Origin of the sequence: Emcibacter nanhaiensis, from assembly GCF_006385175.1 — a bacterium.
Taxonomy (GTDB): domain Bacteria; phylum Pseudomonadota; class Alphaproteobacteria; order Sphingomonadales; family Emcibacteraceae; genus Emcibacter; species Emcibacter nanhaiensis.
Genome location: NZ_VFIY01000004.1, coordinates 695,278 through 710,610, shown reverse-complemented (window position 1 = coordinate 710,610; position 15,333 = coordinate 695,278). Strand labels below are relative to the sequence as shown.

The following is a 15,333-nucleotide window of genomic DNA, read 5'->3' as shown; positions in this document are numbered from 1 at the left end:
ATCTTATCCGTCAGACCTTGAAGCGGGCGACCATGGCCGCGGCAACAATCAGCGGAACCGAAAACAGCAGAAACAGGTCGTGCATGGTCCAGCCTGTTGATGTCAACAGCCCGGCGATCACCGGGGCGACGATGGCGCCGACCCGACCGAGGCCGGCACCCCAGCCAACGCCGGTGGCCCTGACTTTTGTCGGATAGATATGCGCCGCAAGGGCATAAAGAGCCGTGAAGGCTCCCTGCAGCAGGAAGCCGACAATGAAGATCAGGACATTGAGGGCGAACAGGGCCTTCGGATGACCAACATAAATGTAGATCAGAAACAGGGCGCCGCCGAGAAAGAACAGTGCGATCGGCTTGGCCAGTTTGATCTTGGTGGCGATCAGGCCGATGGCGATAATACCGACCACAGCGCCAAGATTGAAATAACTGAGCGCATCAATGCCGGCGGAGCGTTCGTAGCCGCTGTCCACAAACAAGGTCGGGATCCAGGACAGCAGGAAGTAGAGGGTCATGAAGCCCATGAAATAGGTGGTCCACAGCGCCAGGGTCTGTCCCCGGAATTCCTCATTGAGGATACTTTTAACACTGGCGGCCTTGAGATGCGGCGTTTCCGGATGTGCGGGCAGCGCGGCGATCGGCTCCCGTTTCAGGCGTGCGAGTATTTTATTTATTTTCAGCAGGTTGGCATCCCTGTTGTCGGGCCGGGACGCCAGGTAATCCACAGATTCCGGCATGGTCAGGTGAATGAAAGCGCCCATGGCCAGGGTGGCGATACCGCCGTAAATGAAGACCATTTCCCATCCCTGGGTCGGGATGATCATATTGGCCACCGGGCCCACGACGGTAGCGCCGGAGGCATAGCCCATGATGGCTGTGGTGACGGCAATATGTTTGTAGCGCGCCGGGGCAAATTCCGAAGCGATCGTGGCTGCATTGGCAAAGATTACACCCACTCCAAGTCCGGCGATAAAGCGCACGATCACCAAGAGCAGAATGGATTTTGGCAGCAGGCCGGTCACGATCATGGAAATACCGATAACGAGAGTGGCGAGCAGCAGAATGAACCGGCGGCCGTATTTGTCGGCGAAGGGAGCGAGGGTCGCTGCACCGAGTGCCATACCGATCAGGGCGGCCGAGAAAATCGGCCCGAGTTCGGCTCTTGTCACTCCCCATTCGCTACTCAGGTAAGGAGCTGACACAGACATGGCAATGACGTCAAAACCATCAACCAGGCTCAGCATAAACCCAATGCCGACCACCAGCAGCATGGTCGGGGTGACGGGACCGTTGTCGATACGCTCTCTGATAATGTTTGCTTCGCTCATTTTCGTCTACTCTCAATTGCCATTCCGCATTTTGGCGGATAAATATTCATTCGTCGTCATAACGTCTTTGATTGAAAAAAGGCAGCAAAAAAGCAGGCAGGTCGAAACCTGCCTGCTCTAGTCACGGCTTGGATTAGAAGTCGTAGTTGAGGCTCAGGAACCACTGACGCTTGCGGGCGTAAGCGGCCTCGGCATAACCACTGCCTGTGGTCAGGGAGGAGTTACCTGAGACCGGGTAGACCTCATCAGTCAGGTTGTTCATGGAGAACACCAGTTGCCAGTTGCCGTCCTGCGGCTGGACCGCGATAGAGGCGTCAATAGTGGTTACACCGTCCATCTGGGCGATCTCAACTGTGTTGGCCGTATCGAAGAAAGTCTGGTCGCGATAGGAGATATCAACACGGGGAGAGACTTCCAGATTACCGATGTAGTTGGTGTATCCGATGCCCAGGTTGGCCTGGATTTCAGGCGTAAAGGGCAGGGAGTTATCCGTCGAGATCGGTGTGGAAACGCCCAGTCCGCTGAGGTCAACCACTTCATCGATGCTGTCATCCAGGTAACCGATACCGGCTTCGATGATCCAGTTTTCGCTGGGAACCCAGGTCAGTTCAGCTTCGAAACCGTTGATCGAAGCTTTACCCGCATTCAGCAGGTAAGGCGCCGGACCGGCACGGAACACGAACTGGAGGTCGGTATAGTCGGTGAAGAAGGCTGCCGCATTCAGACGCAGGGTATTATCCAGCAGATCTGACTTGAAGCCGACCTCAATGGTTTTGGCGCGTTCTTCATCAAACTGATGGAAGTTTTCCAGGGCTTCTGCGGACTGCGGTACGTTGAAGGAGCTGTTCCAGCCGCCGCCTTTGAAGCCTTCTGAGTAGCTGGCGTAAACCATGAAGTTGTCATTGAACCGGTAATCGATGCTGCCGGAGAAGGTTGTTGCGGTGTATTTTTCTTCATACAGCTTTACTTCAAGATACTTGGCGTCCGGATCAGCATAGTCGAACTGGTCCGGAATGGAGCCCTTGTTCTCTTCGGTGTAACGGATGCCACCGGTAAGGCTCAGTTTGTCGGTGATGTCGTAGGTCCACTGGGTAAAGGCGGCCCAGGCATCGTTCTGCACCGTATTGTTGTCACTATCCAGAGACTCCCTTTCGCCCAAGGCTACGGTCAGGATGTCGACAACTTCTTCTTCATAGTAAAACAGTCCGACAACGCCTTTCATTATGTCGCTGCTATAGGTGGCTTGCAGCTCCTGGCTGAACTGATCACCACTGCTGTCATAGTCGGTATGCAGAATGGTGAACGGTGTGTTATCAGCGTCACGTTTACCGGTCCAGTTGAGTTCACGGTAAGAAGTGATGGATTTCAGGGTGACTGCATCTGACATGTCGTAAGCCATGTTCAGAGACACGCCCCAGTTTTCCATGGAGCTTCCCACCGGTCCGGTGCCGTTGTTGGCGTAGGGGCCGGCATTCCACTGGTTGTTGGCGCAACGGGAGTCGGTGTTTTCCGCGGTGTAACCCAGCGGCGGACCGCCAACCGTTTTCACATAGGCGCCGGCGCCGGCATCCCAGGCGATGAAATCGACACTGTCAAAAATGGAGGTGTCGAAACCGGGGGCGTAGGAGACAACGGCACCGGGACCACCGCCGCCAACAAAGTAAGCGTCGGTACATCCGGCGGCAATGCTCTGGATTGCGCCAAAGAAAGCAGCGCTTTGGGCAACTGTAGGATCAGTGTTGTTGCCGTAAGCAGCAAATACCAGAGGGGCACCGTTTTCATCGGTCTGAGTATGATCAAAGTTCAGCTTGATCGTAAAATTATCAGACGGTGTATAAACCGCCTTGGCGGTGATGGTGGTGTTGTTGGTATCACCCAGTTTTGTGCCGTCATACAGTCGGGTGACATAGCCGTCCTGTGATTTGTGACCCATGGTGAAACGGGTTTTGAGTTCATCGGTGATCGGCACGTCCACACCAGCAAAAATCTGACGCAGGTTGTCAGTGCCAACCCGGGTCTTGACGGTGCCGCCAAACTCTTCTCCGGGTTCCTTGGTGCTCAGCAAAACGGCGCCACCGATGGTGTTACGGCCGAATAGGGTACCCTGCGGGCCGCGCAGGACTTGTACGCCTGCAATATCACGGAACTCCATGGTGCCGCCGACAGACTGGCCCATGTAAACGTCATCAATATACAGGCCGACACCCGGGTCAGAGTTGGCGCGCGGGGATACCTGGCCGATACCACGGATGAAAATGATAGATGAGTTGGGGTTGCCGGCCAGCGGCGCGTTGTTGGTAAACTCCAGGTTTGGCGTGATTTTGCCAATGTCTGTGGTTGTGTTAATTTGACGTCTTTCCAGTGCGTCGCCGGTAAAGGCGGTCACGGCAACCGGAACGTCTTGCATGTTTTCCGTTACTTTACGGGCGGTTACCGAGATTTCCTCGATTTCAAAACCCTTGAAACTGTCCTGTTCCGCTGCTTCCTGAGCCTGAACAGGAGTTAGTAGAAAAAGTGATAGACTGAGCGATGTGCTCATGAGCAACATATTCTTCACTTGCCTTCTCCCTATTTATGTTTTCGGTGTGTGCAAACGGTAATCAATCTTCCCAATACCGCCTGCTAAGCTAGTGAATAACCGGCCACAAGCGTTTGCAGCAATGGACTTAGCAGACAGAAAATTGCACTTTCTTTACAAAATATTGGTTTCTGCTTGATATGATGTGTTTTTCATATAAGGAGGGAGAGGGGCTTAAAAACTAAGAAAAAAGCCAAAAATACTCAGGGATGACATAGAAAAATGTTAAAGGAGACTATTCCGAACTTTGCACTGGCGCCCTACGGTGAAGAGACCGGCTGGGATATTCCCGAGCCAATGCACTATGACGAATTATTCAATCGCAGCAACCTGTACGGCTGGAATATCGCCCCACATCGCCATGATTCCCTCTATCAGATTTTCATGCTGACCAAAGGGGAAGTCGTGACGTCCATTGACGGCCGTGAAACCAAATGTGTGGCGCCGATCCTCGTTTTTGTGCCCCCCATGACAGTACATGGGTTCAAGTATAAGGAAAACTCCGATGGCCACGTGCTGACCATCCTTGATACGGCATTCGACAGTTTTCTTTCCCATTCTCCGGATTTGCAGGCCAGGTTCAAGGGGCCGTTCGTGATCTCCCGCGATCTCACTCCCGGCCAGTCGGAAGAGATTGACAGGGTGTTTGAAGAAATGGCCCAGGAATTCCACAACAGCAAGCCGGGAGGCCTGCAGGCCCTTCATGCCCTGACATCACAGATCCTGGTGAAGCTGGCGCGAACCAAATCCTTTTTTCTCGGTAGTACAATTGACAAGGGAGGCTCGGAAGCGGCCATCGCTTCGCGCTTTATCGAAGCCGTTGACGAACATTATACGGAGCATCAGGGCAACGAATTCTATGCCTCGCTGCTTGGCATATCGGAAGCAAAACTGATCCGGGTCAGCAACAGTGTCATCGGCATGCCGCCGAAAAAAGTGATCACCAACCGCGTGATCCTCGAGGCAAAACGCTCGCTGGTCTATACCTCGCTGACCTGTGCCCAGATCGGCCATTTTCTCGGCTTTGACGACCCCGCTTATTTTTCCCGCTACTTCAAAAGGAATACCGGCAAGTCTCCCGCGGACTATCGCAAGGAAGTTGCCGTCTAGGTCTGCATTTGCGCAGAATGAAAATGCAGTTCATCCGGAAACTGCAAACAAAGTCCAATAATTATCAAGTTTGTGTCATTGCCCGTCTTGGCCACAGGTGCCATTTTGCACGGGTCTTTCATTGTGTGTGGCTATTCAAAAAAAACAGAGGCCGCACCCGTCAATGAAATTAAGTGCAATAGAACTAAACGGGAGACTCCAACCATGGCCAGGATTGTCGGCGGTATCGGTACTTCGCATACACCAACTATTGGATTTGCCTATGATACCAACAAGCAGCAGGATTCTGACTGGGCACCCATCTTCGAGGCTTATGAGCCCCTCAAGAAATGGCTCGAGGAAAAGCAGGTGGATGTCATTTTTACCATCTATAACGACCATATCACCTCTTTCTTCTTTGATCACTATTCGGCCTTTGCCCTGGGATCACTATTCGGCCTTTGCCCTGGGGGTAGGGGCGGAGCACAAGGGGGCGGATGAAGGCGGCGGACCGCAGAAGATCCAGCCGATCCCCGGCAATACGGACTTTGCCAAGCACATCGGCGAAAGCATGATGCAGGAGGAATTCGACCTTTCCTTTTTTCATCACCGTCCGCTGGATCACGGGTGTTTTTCACCGCTCAGGGTGCTGTTCGACCCTAGGGACGGCTGGCCGATTTCCATGGTGCCGCTGCAGGTCGGCGTATTGCAGAATCCGGTACCGACGCCGCGGCGGTGCTGGAAATTCGGCCGGGCACTCCGTCGCGCCATTGAAAGCTATCCCGAGGATATCAATGTGGCCATCATCGGCACCGGAGGCCTGTCCCACCAGGTGCACGGCGAACGCAACGGCTTTAACAACGAGGAATGGGACCAGCAGTTCATGGACCTGCTGGTCAATGACCCCGAAGTCCTGCTGAACCTGACACAGGCCGATTATGCTTATCTCGGCGGCTGGGAAGGGTCGGAAATCGTCATGTGGCTGATCATGCGCGCAGCACTTTCCGCCAACGTGAAGGAACTGTCTCGCTCTTATTATCTGCCGTCCATGACCGGCATTGCGACCCTGTTGCTGGAAAACTATCCGGTTGTGGAAGTCGAACGCTGTCCGGCTAATGCACCGGAACTGGCGCCGCCGAATTCCTATCCGTTTGATCTCCAGGTCAGTGTGGATCACTACGAGCTCAACAAATTCTTCCGTTCCCTGATCGAGCCTGACTTCCGGGAACGGCTGCTGGCCGATGAAGAGGCGGTACTCAGCGAGTCAAACCTGACGGACAAGGAGAAGGACCTGGTCCGGAACCGCGACTGGCATGGTCTGATTGATGCCGGGGCAATTTTCTTCGGGCTGGAAAAATTCGCGGCCGTGCTGGGGCTGTCCAACCTGGATGTTTATGCGGCCATGCGCAAGCAAACGCTGGAAGAACTGCTGGCGACCCGCAACAAACCGGGCGCGGTTTATTCCGTCGGCACCAAGGTATAGGCAAAGGCTGCTTGATTTTGCGAGGGTGGGGGTAAGCCCACCCTCCTGCATTTTTTTCGGGTTCAGTCCCGATTTATATTGGGGGAAGACTCACAGTTAAACTTTGACACTCGCCTTTCACAACAGGGGTTATGTAGTGTCGGGAGATATTGTCCACACTCCCATGGGGACAATGTCTCCTCTTTTTATACGGTTGTCACATAGCGGTTGCAAAAAATATCCTGTCGGACGTAAAGTAATATACTAATATATAAGAAGGATGCTTTATGACGGGACAGCAATCAATCATTTGTACGCTTGAGGATGGCCTGTGCCGCCTGACGCTTAACCGGCCGGACAAACTCAACGCCTTGAATGTTCATATATTCGAGGAAATTGCCGCCCATCTCGACACCCTGGACTATAATAGGGTCGGCTGCCTGCTGCTCAGCGGCGCCGGGCGCAGTTTCTGTGCGGGCCATGACCTCGATGACCTGGCGTCCGGGGACGAAGGCGGCCAGACGGAGCGCATAGAAAACGGTCTGGTGGAACGTCTGGCGACCCTGCCGTTTCCGGTGGTGGCCAGCGTGCGCGGCCACTGTTATACTGGCGGGCTGGAGCTGGTGCTGGCCGCCGATATTATCGTGGCCGCGGAAAATGCCCGTTTCGCCGACACCCATGCGAAATTCGACCTGGTGCCGATCTGGGGACTGAGTCAGCGCCTGCCGCGCCGGGTCGGCATGGCAAAGGCGAAAGAAATGATATTTGCCTCGCGGACCTATTCGGGGGCAGAGGCGGTGAAAATGGGCTTGGCCAACCTCGCCGTGCCCGAGGAGGAACTGGATAGCGAGGTTGAAGCCCTGTGCGCCGATATTCTGGCCAACAGCCGCCGCTCCAACCGGGCGATCAAGAAACTGTTGCAGGATACTGACGGTATGAGCCTCGCCGCCGGCAATGCCTGGGAGCTGCATCACAGTGAAGGACACGGACCGGGGTTTGCGGAGCTGATCCGTTCTGTCCGGGCCGGGAAGGAAAAAAACGATGAAAGCACTTGGTAAGCTCAATTTTCGCGATCTCGGCGGCATTGCGGCGCCGGGCGGCAAGATGCGCCACGGGCTGGTTTATCGTTCGGAGGGACCGGCCAGTTTCAACGAACTCCACCATGCCGAACTGGCGGATCTGGGCATCAGGCTGGTCTGTGACCTGAGGTCAGAAGAAGAACAGCGAACCAAACCCAATGACTGGGCAGAACAGGCCCGGTTTTTGAGCCTGGATGTACTTGCTGATTTGCGGAACAAACAAAACGGGGGCTGGGAGAAACTGATGGAAAATCCCACGGTCCAGGGTGCCCGCGAAGCGATGATCTACAATTACCAGGTTATTCCGGCTGCACTGCAGCCTCATCTTCGGGAATTTACAGACTTGCTGGTCGGCGGCACTCTGCCGGCGCTTATTCATTGTGCTGCGGGCAAGGACCGGACCGGGGTTCTGGTCGCTTTGCTGCTGAGGATGATCAATGCGCAAGAGGCGGACATTATGCACGACTATATGCAGTCCGCCCGTTTCGGCCAAAATCCCGCCAATCTCGATATTATCCGCGGCGGCTTCCAGCGCCGGCTCGGTTTTGAGCCGGCGGACGAAGTGCTGATGCCAATCATTGGCGTTGAGCCGGACTATCTGGCGGCCGCCTTCGAAGCCATTGATGAACTGTCGGGATCGCTGGAGGCCTATTTTGCCGGCGCAGGGATAGATGATGCAAAGCGTGACGCCCTTGCCCGGCTCCTGCTGGAATAGCATTATTCATTAGCCCCATGTCTAATATGCGTTTTCACTTTCATGGCGTAGAATCCCGTTACAAAAGAGAGCCCGATTCCCCTTGTTACTTTCAGGGCCTATGTGTTTATTCAGGAGACTTTGGACCATGTCAAACTACGAACAACTGATCTCAAGCTGGCGCGCCTCGCCGGAAGATTTCTGGAAAGAGGCGGCGGAACAGCTCGCCTGGGACACATTTCCGACCCGCATCCTGCAGCAAAATGACGATATCTATCGCTGGTTTGCCGATGGTACCTTAAGCGCCTGCCATAACCTGATCGACCGTCATGTGAAGGCGGGGCGCGGCGACCAGGCGGCACTGGTCTATGACAGCCCGATGACCGGCGGGGTCAGAAGCTACAGCTATGACGACCTGCTGGAGGAGGTGTCGCGCCTGGCCGGCGCATTCCGGCGCGCCGGGGTGGAGAAGGGTGACCGGGTCGTGATCTACATGCCCATGGTGCCGGAAGCGGTGTTCGCCATGCTGGCCTGTTGCCGCATCGGCGCGGTCCATTCAGTAGTGTTCGGCGGCTTTGCGGCGCGCGAACTGGCCAAGCGGATTGACGATGCCACACCAAAGCTGGTGCTGTCCGCCTCCTGCGGGCTCGAGCCGGGGCGGGTGGTGGCTTACAAGCCGCTGCTGGAGGAAGCGCTGCAACTTTCCGCCCACAAGCCGGAACAATGCGTGATCCTGCAGCGCCCGGAACATGAAGCTGAGCTGAAAGAGGGCGACGCCGACTGGCGGCAGTTTACAGAGGGTGCAGAGCCGGCTGATTGTGTGGTCACCAATGCCACTGATCCGCTCTATGTCCTCTATACCTCCGGCACCACCGGGGTGCCCAAGGGTGTGGTGCGGGATGTGGGCGGCTACCTCACGGCTCTTTCCTGGAGCATGGAACAGATCTACGGCATGCAGGCAGGCGAGACCTATTGGGCGGCCTCCGATATCGGCTGGGTCGTGGGCCACAGCTATATCGTCTATGCCCCGCTGCTGGTGGGCTGCACTACCATCCTTTATGAGGGCAAACCGATCGGCACCCCGGATCCGGGGGCCTTCTGGCGGGTGATCGAGGACCATAAGGTCAAGGTGTTGTTCACCGCCCCGACCGCGCTTCGCGCCATCAAGAAGGAAGATCCGGCGGGGTCGTACAAGGAAAAATATGACGTCTCGTCGCTGACCCATCTGTTCCTGGCTGGGGAACGGGCCGACCCGGACAGCCTGATCTGGGCGCACAAGCTGCTCGACGTGCCGGTGATCGACCACTGGTGGCAGACCGAGACCGGCTGGCCGGCGATCGGTAACTTCGCCGGGGCGGGGCTGAAGCCTGTCAAGCCGGGCAGTGCGGGCCTGGCGGTGCCGGGCTATGACTTCCATGTGTTGAACAAATGGCATGAGGAACTGAAACCAGGCGAGATCGGCGACCTGGCGATCAGGCTGCCGCTGCCGCCGGGTTGCCTGCCGACGCTGTGGCACAATGAGGAAGGGTTCAGGAAATCCTACCTGACCCAGCATCCGGGCTATTACAGCACCGGCGATGCGGGCTTTATTGACGACGAGGGCTATATCTCGATCATGAGCCGGACTGACGACCTGATCAATGTGGCCGGTCACCGGCTCTCGACCGGGGCGATGGAGGAAGTGATCAGCAATCACGCCCAGGTGGCGGAATGCGCGGTGATCGGGGTCAATGACGCAATCAAGGGCGCCCTGCCGGTGGCCTTCGTCGTGCTGTTCGCCGATGCCGAGGGCGAGGCCGAGACGATCGAAAAGGAACTGATCGCCAGCGTGCGCCACGAGATCGGCCCGGTGGCGGCCCTGAAGCATGTGATTGCGGTCAAGCGCCTGCCCAAGACCCGCTCCGGCAAGATCCTCAGGGGCACCATGCGGTCCATGGCCAACGGCGAGGAGTTTACGCCGCCCGCCACCATTGATGATCACACCATTCTCGATGAAATCGAACAGGCGCTTGGCGCCGAAGGATACCCGCAGTAAATGCTTTGGGTATCCTAGGCCTCGGTTTCGTAGAGTGAGCGCACTTCCTCGGCGATGATGCGGATGCCTTCGCGCACGGTTTTCTCGTCCTGGGCATAGGACATGCGGATGCATTCATGCTTGTGCCGCCAGTCGTCCCTGAGGCCGACAAAGAAATTCTGTCCCGGGATGATCAGCACGCCGCGCGTTTTGAGCCGTTCGTATAGCTCCTGGCTGGTGATGGGCAGACCCTCGAACCACAGCCATAGGAAAATGGCCCCTTCCGGCTTGTGGATATGGAACGGCAGGCCCTGCATATCCTCCCGGCACCATTGTGTCGCAGCCATGGCGCGGTCCCGGTAGAAGGGGGTGATATGGGTCCGGCACATATCCAGGAACTCGTCCCCCTCGAAGAAACCCTTCATCAGCGCCGGGCCCAGGGTGCCGCAGCTGAGATTGACAATGGTGGTGGCGTTGGCGAAGGCGTTGATGATTTCCTCCCGCGCGACAATGATGCCGGTCCGCGCTCCGGGCAGGCCAAGCTTGGACAGGCTCAGCATGAGGACGATATTGTCGTTCCACAGGGGCCTGGCGTCGGTGAAGATGATGCCGGGGAAGGGCAGGCCGTAGGCGCCGTCGATAATCAAAGGAATATCGGCTGCCTTGGCCATGGCATCCAGATGCTCCACCTCGTCATCGGTCAGCACATTGCCGGTCGGATTGGTGGGGCGCGACACACACAAGGCGCCAGTGCTGTCACCCAGCTTGAGCTTGGAAAAATCCACATGATATTTGAACAGGTTGTCGTCGAGATATTCAATGGTCGGCCGGGTGGCGGTATAAAAGTCGTCGCTCAGGCCGGCGTCGGCATAGCCGAGATATTCCGGGGCCAGCGGCAGGTGAATGGTGCGCTGGCTGCCGTCGGCCATTTGCCCGGCAAACATGTTGTAGAGCACGAAGAAGGCCGGCTGACTGCCGTTGGATACGGCAATATTGCGCCAGCTGAGGTTCCAGCCGAACTGGCGATTGAGGAAGTCGGCGACCTGTTCCATGAAGGCCTTGTCGCCTTGGTGCGCCTGGTAGGTGCCCAAGAGGCCGTGGCATTTGTCCGGATCGTCGAGGATGGCCTGCAGCCGCTGGCGGAAAATATCCTCCACAGGCTTGATGCGGGCGGGATTGCCGCCGCCCATAAACAGGATATCCGGGTTGTCGCTAAGCGCGGTGCCCAGATCTTCCATCAGGCTGACGATACCGGACTGGCCGGCGAATTTTTGACCAAAGGCGGAAAGTTTCACTGTTACGACCTTGTAATCTGTTTGGTGGCTGAAAGCGGTATAGCGCAAATTATCTGGCAAGGCCATGCCGAAAAAGCCGGGAATGGCTTTCATAAGCTGTTTCGCAACTGCAATATAAAAATTGACACTGATCTCTTTAGACGTCATCTTCTCCCCGTCGTTGGTTCTTCTCCCCTGAACGGGGAAGGAGCTAAGAGGGAATCCGGTGCGTTCATGGGACAATGCCGGAGCTGCCCCCGCAACTGTAAGCAGCGAGCCGTTATTCATCAATGCCACTGGAACCATCCGGTTTCGGGAAGGCAGGATCACGGTGCCGACCTGCGAGCCAGGAGACCTGCCGCGACCTTGTAATCGTCCTCGGGCGGGGTGCCCCGGTGGAGAGCTGCATTTGTTCCGTCCCGGTTCCGGGACGGCCGTTCTGCATGTTTCTTCCAGGCCTTTGCCCCCTGTTAACAAGGGAATAAGTCCAATGCCTGAATTAAATAACCTGAAATTGATCCTGAGTGGCGGCCCCGTGCGGCTGCGTTTTTATCGAAGCAGGGAGGCGCGGTCATGACCCCGAACCATCCTGCACTTGTCAATCCGACCCGCATGGCGGATGTGGTATTTCCCGGTGACGCCAACCATCATGGGACCCTGTTTGGCGGAATCGGCCTGGCCCAAATGGACAAGGTCGCCTTCATCGCCGCGGCGCGTCACGGCCGGGTGGATTTCGTCACTGCCTCCTGCGAGCATATTGATTTCGAAGCGCCGGTGAATGTCGGCGACATTGTCGAACTGGTGGGGAAAATCGTCCGGGTCGGGCGGCGGTCCCTGTCGGTGGAGGTGGATATGGTCGCCGAAGGGCCGCTGAGCGGCGAGCGTCGCCACTGCAGTCGCGGCATCTTCAACATGGTGGCGGTCGGTCCGCACCTGGCCCGGATTGGTGGCGTTCTGCCGCCCATGGCCGAGCCGGCCGCTCCTGTCCCGGGGCAGACAACGGCGCTGGCGGAAATTGTTTTTCCGGAAAAGACCAGCCATTACGGCAGCCTTTACGGCGGCAATGCGCTGGCGGCCATGGGCAAGGCGGCCTTTATCGCCGCCTCCCGTCATTGCCGCAGGACCGTGGTCCTGGCCGGCACCCACCGGGTGGATTTCACCAGCCAGATCCAGAACGGGGAGGTGATGATCACCGTGCCCCGTATCATCGGCACCGGTGAGCGTTCGATCCGGGTGGTGGTGGAACTGTGGGCGGAAAACCTTCATGCCGATGAGCGCAGGCTCTGCGGCAGCGGGACTTTCACCATGGTGGCCTTAAGTTCACCGCACCGGGGGGAGGATAACGGAGACTAACTGGAACAGACGGCGCCGGAAATCCGGCGCCGCTCAACCGGCCGGGAATATTTTCTGGGAAAATTTTTTAAATTGGGCTAGGGTGCTTTTCCATAAAACAAAGGGTTGCACAGATAAAGGGACAAGGACAGATGAGTACACCGGTAACCGAGAGTAACAGCGCGCTAAGGGATGTGATTAACAAAGGGGATATGACCCCGTTCCAGGTGATGGCTGTGGCCATCTGCTTTTTCCTCAATTTCCTCGACGGCCTTGACCTTCTGGCCCTGGCCTATACGGCGCCCGCCATCACCGCCTACTGGCAGGTGGAGCCCGACGTCATGGGCTATGTCTTTTCCGCCAGCCTGGCCGGCATGACCCTCGGCGCCCTGTTCCTGGCGCCCTTCGCCGATATGATCGGCCGGCAGAAATCGCTGCTCATTGCGCTGGTGATCATTGCCGTCGGCCTGTTCTGGACCAGCCTGTCCGGCTCACCCTATGAGATGATCGCCGCCCGGTTTGTCACCGGCCTCGGCATCGGTATCGTGCTGGCCAGCAGCAGCACCATGGCGGCGGAATATAGTTCCGACAAGCGCCGGGCGCTCAGCATCAGCATCGTCGGCATGGGCTATCCGGTCGGCTCCTTTATCGGCGGCTTCCTGGCCGGCCTGATTATCCCGGACTATGGCTGGCGCGCCGTGTTCCAGGTGTGCGGCGTGATCACGGTGCTTACCATGTTGCCGGTATTTTTCCTGCTGCCGGAATCCATCGACTTCCTGCTGCACAAGCGGCCGAAGGAAGCACTGGCCAAGGTCAACCGGGTGCTTTCGCGCCTCGGCAAGGAAACCATCGACAGACTGCCCGACCTGAAGCCGGAGGATGAGGATCACGCCGCGGGTTTCAAGGCCCTGATGGAACCGGCCGTTCGCATTCCCACCCTGATGCTGTGGGTCGGTTTTTTCTGCGTGTTCGTGACCTATTATTTCATGATCAACTGGTTGCCGCAGATTGTGGTCAGCGAGGGCGGCAGCCTGTGGGAAGGCATCGGCGCCGGCGCCATCTTCAATGTGGGCGGCGTACTCGGTATGCTGCTGCTGGGCCTGATGGCGCCGCGGCTCGGCCTGCACCGGATGCTGCTGTTTTTCCTGGTCGGCGCTATCATCTTCATGACCGTGTTCGGCTACGCCATCGGCAGTCCGATCCTGGTGGTGCTCGGCATCCTGTTCCTGTGCGGTTTCTTCCTGCAGGTGATCATCATCGGCCATTACACTATGTCGGTGGTCATGTATGAGGCCCGGGTCCGCAACACCGGCCTCGGCTGGGGTATCGGCATGGGCCGGTTTGGCGCCATGCTCGGGCCGATCATTGCCGGCTACCTGATCAAAATGGGCTGGACCCCGGAGATGTTCTTCGCCGCCATGACCCTGCCGCTGTTCGTCTGCCTCCTGTCAGTTCGCTACCTGGGAAGGCTTGCCCCCGGCAACGGAACGGGGGAGGCAGGCTGAATAATTTTTTTCCAAAATAAGTTCAAAAGTGACAAAAGCCTGTGAGTTTTCACAGGCTTTTTTTGCGGTGAATTCACATTTTCGTGAGTGTTTCCAAATAAAATGGAATTTATTCTGCAGAATAGTGGAAAAACTGTCCCGAAATGGGAATGGCGAAAGTTAAGTGTCTGGATTTTTTACAGTTTCATTACACTTATAGGTGGAAAGTGTTTTAACTAATTGATTTTAATGAATAAAAAAAGTTGGCACGAATATTGCTGACAGTAGAACAGTGTGTATAAAACCAACTTCTACGGAATAGTAATTAATAGGGGTATTAGTTATGACAAAAACACTCAAAAATACAGCCGCTGTTGTGGCCCTGATGGCCGGTTTTGCGCTGCCGTCTGCCGCTATGGCAACAATTTACACCAATGACACCGATGTTGCGATTCCTGCCGAAGGTTCTGTTTCCAGCGACATCGTTATCGCTGATGCAGGATCTATCGCCAGCATCACAGTAGAAGCCGGCATTGACCACACATGGATCGGTGACCTGCTGATCACTCTGGAATCTGCTGATGGCACGGAGATCGTCCTGATGGACCGTCCGGGTGTACCTGCTTCAACATTCGGCAACAGCGACGACCTGTCTGCTGGCAACCCGCTGATTTTTGATGATGCTTCACTGGTGGCTGCTGAAACTGCAAACGGTGGCGGCACTTATGGTCCGGACGACGCCCTGGCTTCCCTGTTTGGTGAATCCCTGGCTGGAACATGGACACTGCACATCGAAGATCTGGCTGGTGGTGATGCTGGTTTGCTGGACTACTGGAGCCTGAACATCAACTGGGAAATCGTTGATGCGCCTGAGCCTGCAGCCCTCGGCCTGATGGGGCTCGGCCTGGTTGGTATGGGTTTCGCAGCGCGTCGTCGCAAAGCGTAATTACCGCAGGGCAAAAGCCTACACCAAGACTATTCGAACAAACGGCTCCGGCATTTC

General features: G+C 56.5%; 10 protein-coding genes, 1 pseudogene and 1 riboswitch. Of the genes and pseudogenes, 8 read left to right on the top strand and 3 right to left on the bottom strand.

Annotation, left to right across the window (positions count from 1 at the left end; all coding sequences use genetic code 11):
- Nucleotides 1-10: 10 nt before the first annotated feature.
- A complete protein-coding gene (locus FIV46_RS03760) occupies nucleotides 11-1,324 on the bottom strand; it encodes an MFS transporter (protein ID WP_139938510.1) in 1,314 nt (437 codons plus the stop codon).
- Nucleotides 1,325-1,457: 133 nt separating this feature from the next.
- Nucleotides 1,458-3,872, bottom strand: coding sequence for a TonB-dependent receptor (locus tag FIV46_RS03755; RefSeq protein ID WP_246056864.1), 2,415 nt, complete (start codon nucleotides 3,870-3,872; stop codon nucleotides 1,458-1,460).
- Between the two features lie 252 nt (nucleotides 3,873-4,124).
- On the opposite strand from FIV46_RS03755, the gene FIV46_RS03750 reads away from it, so the two are divergent.
- From FIV46_RS03750 to FIV46_RS03730, 5 genes and pseudogenes are all read left to right on the top strand, one after another.
- Entirely contained in the window at nucleotides 4,125-5,012 is an 888-nt protein-coding gene (locus FIV46_RS03750; RefSeq protein ID WP_139938506.1) for a helix-turn-helix domain-containing protein, read from the top strand.
- Between the two features lie 204 nt (nucleotides 5,013-5,216).
- Nucleotides 5,217-6,474, top strand: a pseudogene (locus tag FIV46_RS03745) (gallate dioxygenase).
- A 266-nt stretch (nucleotides 6,475-6,740) separates the two neighbouring features.
- Nucleotides 6,741-7,511, top strand: coding sequence for an enoyl-CoA hydratase/isomerase family protein (locus tag FIV46_RS03740; RefSeq protein WP_139938504.1), 771 nt, complete (start codon nucleotides 6,741-6,743; stop codon nucleotides 7,509-7,511).
- Nucleotides 7,495-8,247, top strand: a complete 753-nt coding sequence (locus FIV46_RS03735) for a tyrosine-protein phosphatase (protein ID WP_139938502.1) — start codon at nucleotides 7,495-7,497, stop codon at nucleotides 8,245-8,247. Before FIV46_RS03740 ends, FIV46_RS03735 begins: the two co-directional genes overlap by 17 nt.
- Nucleotides 8,248-8,374: 127 nt before the next feature.
- Nucleotides 8,375-10,261 carry an AMP-binding protein gene (locus FIV46_RS03730; protein WP_139938500.1) on the top strand — a complete coding sequence of 629 codons (1,887 nt, stop codon included), beginning with the start codon at nucleotides 8,375-8,377 and terminating at the stop codon, nucleotides 10,259-10,261.
- Between the two features lie 14 nt (nucleotides 10,262-10,275).
- Here FIV46_RS03730 and FIV46_RS03725 read toward each other — a convergent pair whose 3' ends face one another.
- The gene (locus FIV46_RS03725; protein WP_139938651.1) at nucleotides 10,276-11,535 is read right to left on the bottom strand and encodes a valine--pyruvate transaminase; all 1,260 of its coding nucleotides are present in this window, start codon (nucleotides 11,533-11,535) and stop codon (nucleotides 10,276-10,278) included.
- Between the two features lie 143 nt (nucleotides 11,536-11,678).
- A riboswitch (cobalamin riboswitch) is annotated at nucleotides 11,679-11,891 on the top strand.
- 196 nt (nucleotides 11,892-12,087) lie between these two features.
- Here FIV46_RS03725 and FIV46_RS03720 point away from each other — a divergent pair.
- From FIV46_RS03720 to FIV46_RS03710, 3 genes are all read left to right on the top strand, one after another.
- Nucleotides 12,088-12,867 (top strand): acyl-CoA thioesterase, encoded by a 780-nt coding sequence (locus FIV46_RS03720; protein ID WP_219845841.1) that lies wholly within the window; start codon nucleotides 12,088-12,090, stop codon nucleotides 12,865-12,867.
- A 131-nt stretch (nucleotides 12,868-12,998) separates the two neighbouring features.
- Nucleotides 12,999-14,351 (top strand): MFS transporter, encoded by a 1,353-nt coding sequence (locus FIV46_RS03715; RefSeq protein ID WP_139938498.1) that lies wholly within the window; start codon nucleotides 12,999-13,001, stop codon nucleotides 14,349-14,351.
- Nucleotides 14,352-14,673: 322 nt separating this feature from the next.
- Nucleotides 14,674-15,276, top strand: a complete 603-nt coding sequence (locus FIV46_RS03710; protein ID WP_139938647.1) for a proprotein convertase P-domain-containing protein — start codon at nucleotides 14,674-14,676, stop codon at nucleotides 15,274-15,276.
- Nucleotides 15,277-15,333 lie beyond the last annotated feature (57 nt).

Bases quoted from the DNA above. Each gene is read 5' to 3' on its own strand.
- FIV46_RS03760 (WP_139938510.1), bottom strand. From the start codon at position 1,324: ATGAGCGAAGCAAACATTATCAGAGAGCGTATCGACAACGGTCCCGTC.
- FIV46_RS03755 (WP_246056864.1), bottom strand. From the start codon at position 3,872: ATGTTGCTCATGAGCACATCGCTCAGTCTATCACTTTTTCTACTAACT.
- FIV46_RS03750 (WP_139938506.1), top strand. From the start codon at position 4,125: ATGTTAAAGGAGACTATTCCGAACTTTGCACTGGCGCCCTACGGTGAA.
- FIV46_RS03740 (WP_139938504.1), top strand. From the start codon at position 6,741: ATGACGGGACAGCAATCAATCATTTGTACGCTTGAGGATGGCCTGTGC.
- FIV46_RS03735 (WP_139938502.1), top strand. From the start codon at position 7,495: ATGAAAGCACTTGGTAAGCTCAATTTTCGCGATCTCGGCGGCATTGCG.
- FIV46_RS03730 (WP_139938500.1), top strand. From the start codon at position 8,375: ATGTCAAACTACGAACAACTGATCTCAAGCTGGCGCGCCTCGCCGGAA.
- FIV46_RS03720 (WP_219845841.1), top strand. From the start codon at position 12,088: ATGACCCCGAACCATCCTGCACTTGTCAATCCGACCCGCATGGCGGAT.
- FIV46_RS03715 (WP_139938498.1), top strand. From the start codon at position 12,999: ATGAGTACACCGGTAACCGAGAGTAACAGCGCGCTAAGGGATGTGATT.
- FIV46_RS03710 (WP_139938647.1), top strand. From the start codon at position 14,674: ATGACAAAAACACTCAAAAATACAGCCGCTGTTGTGGCCCTGATGGCC.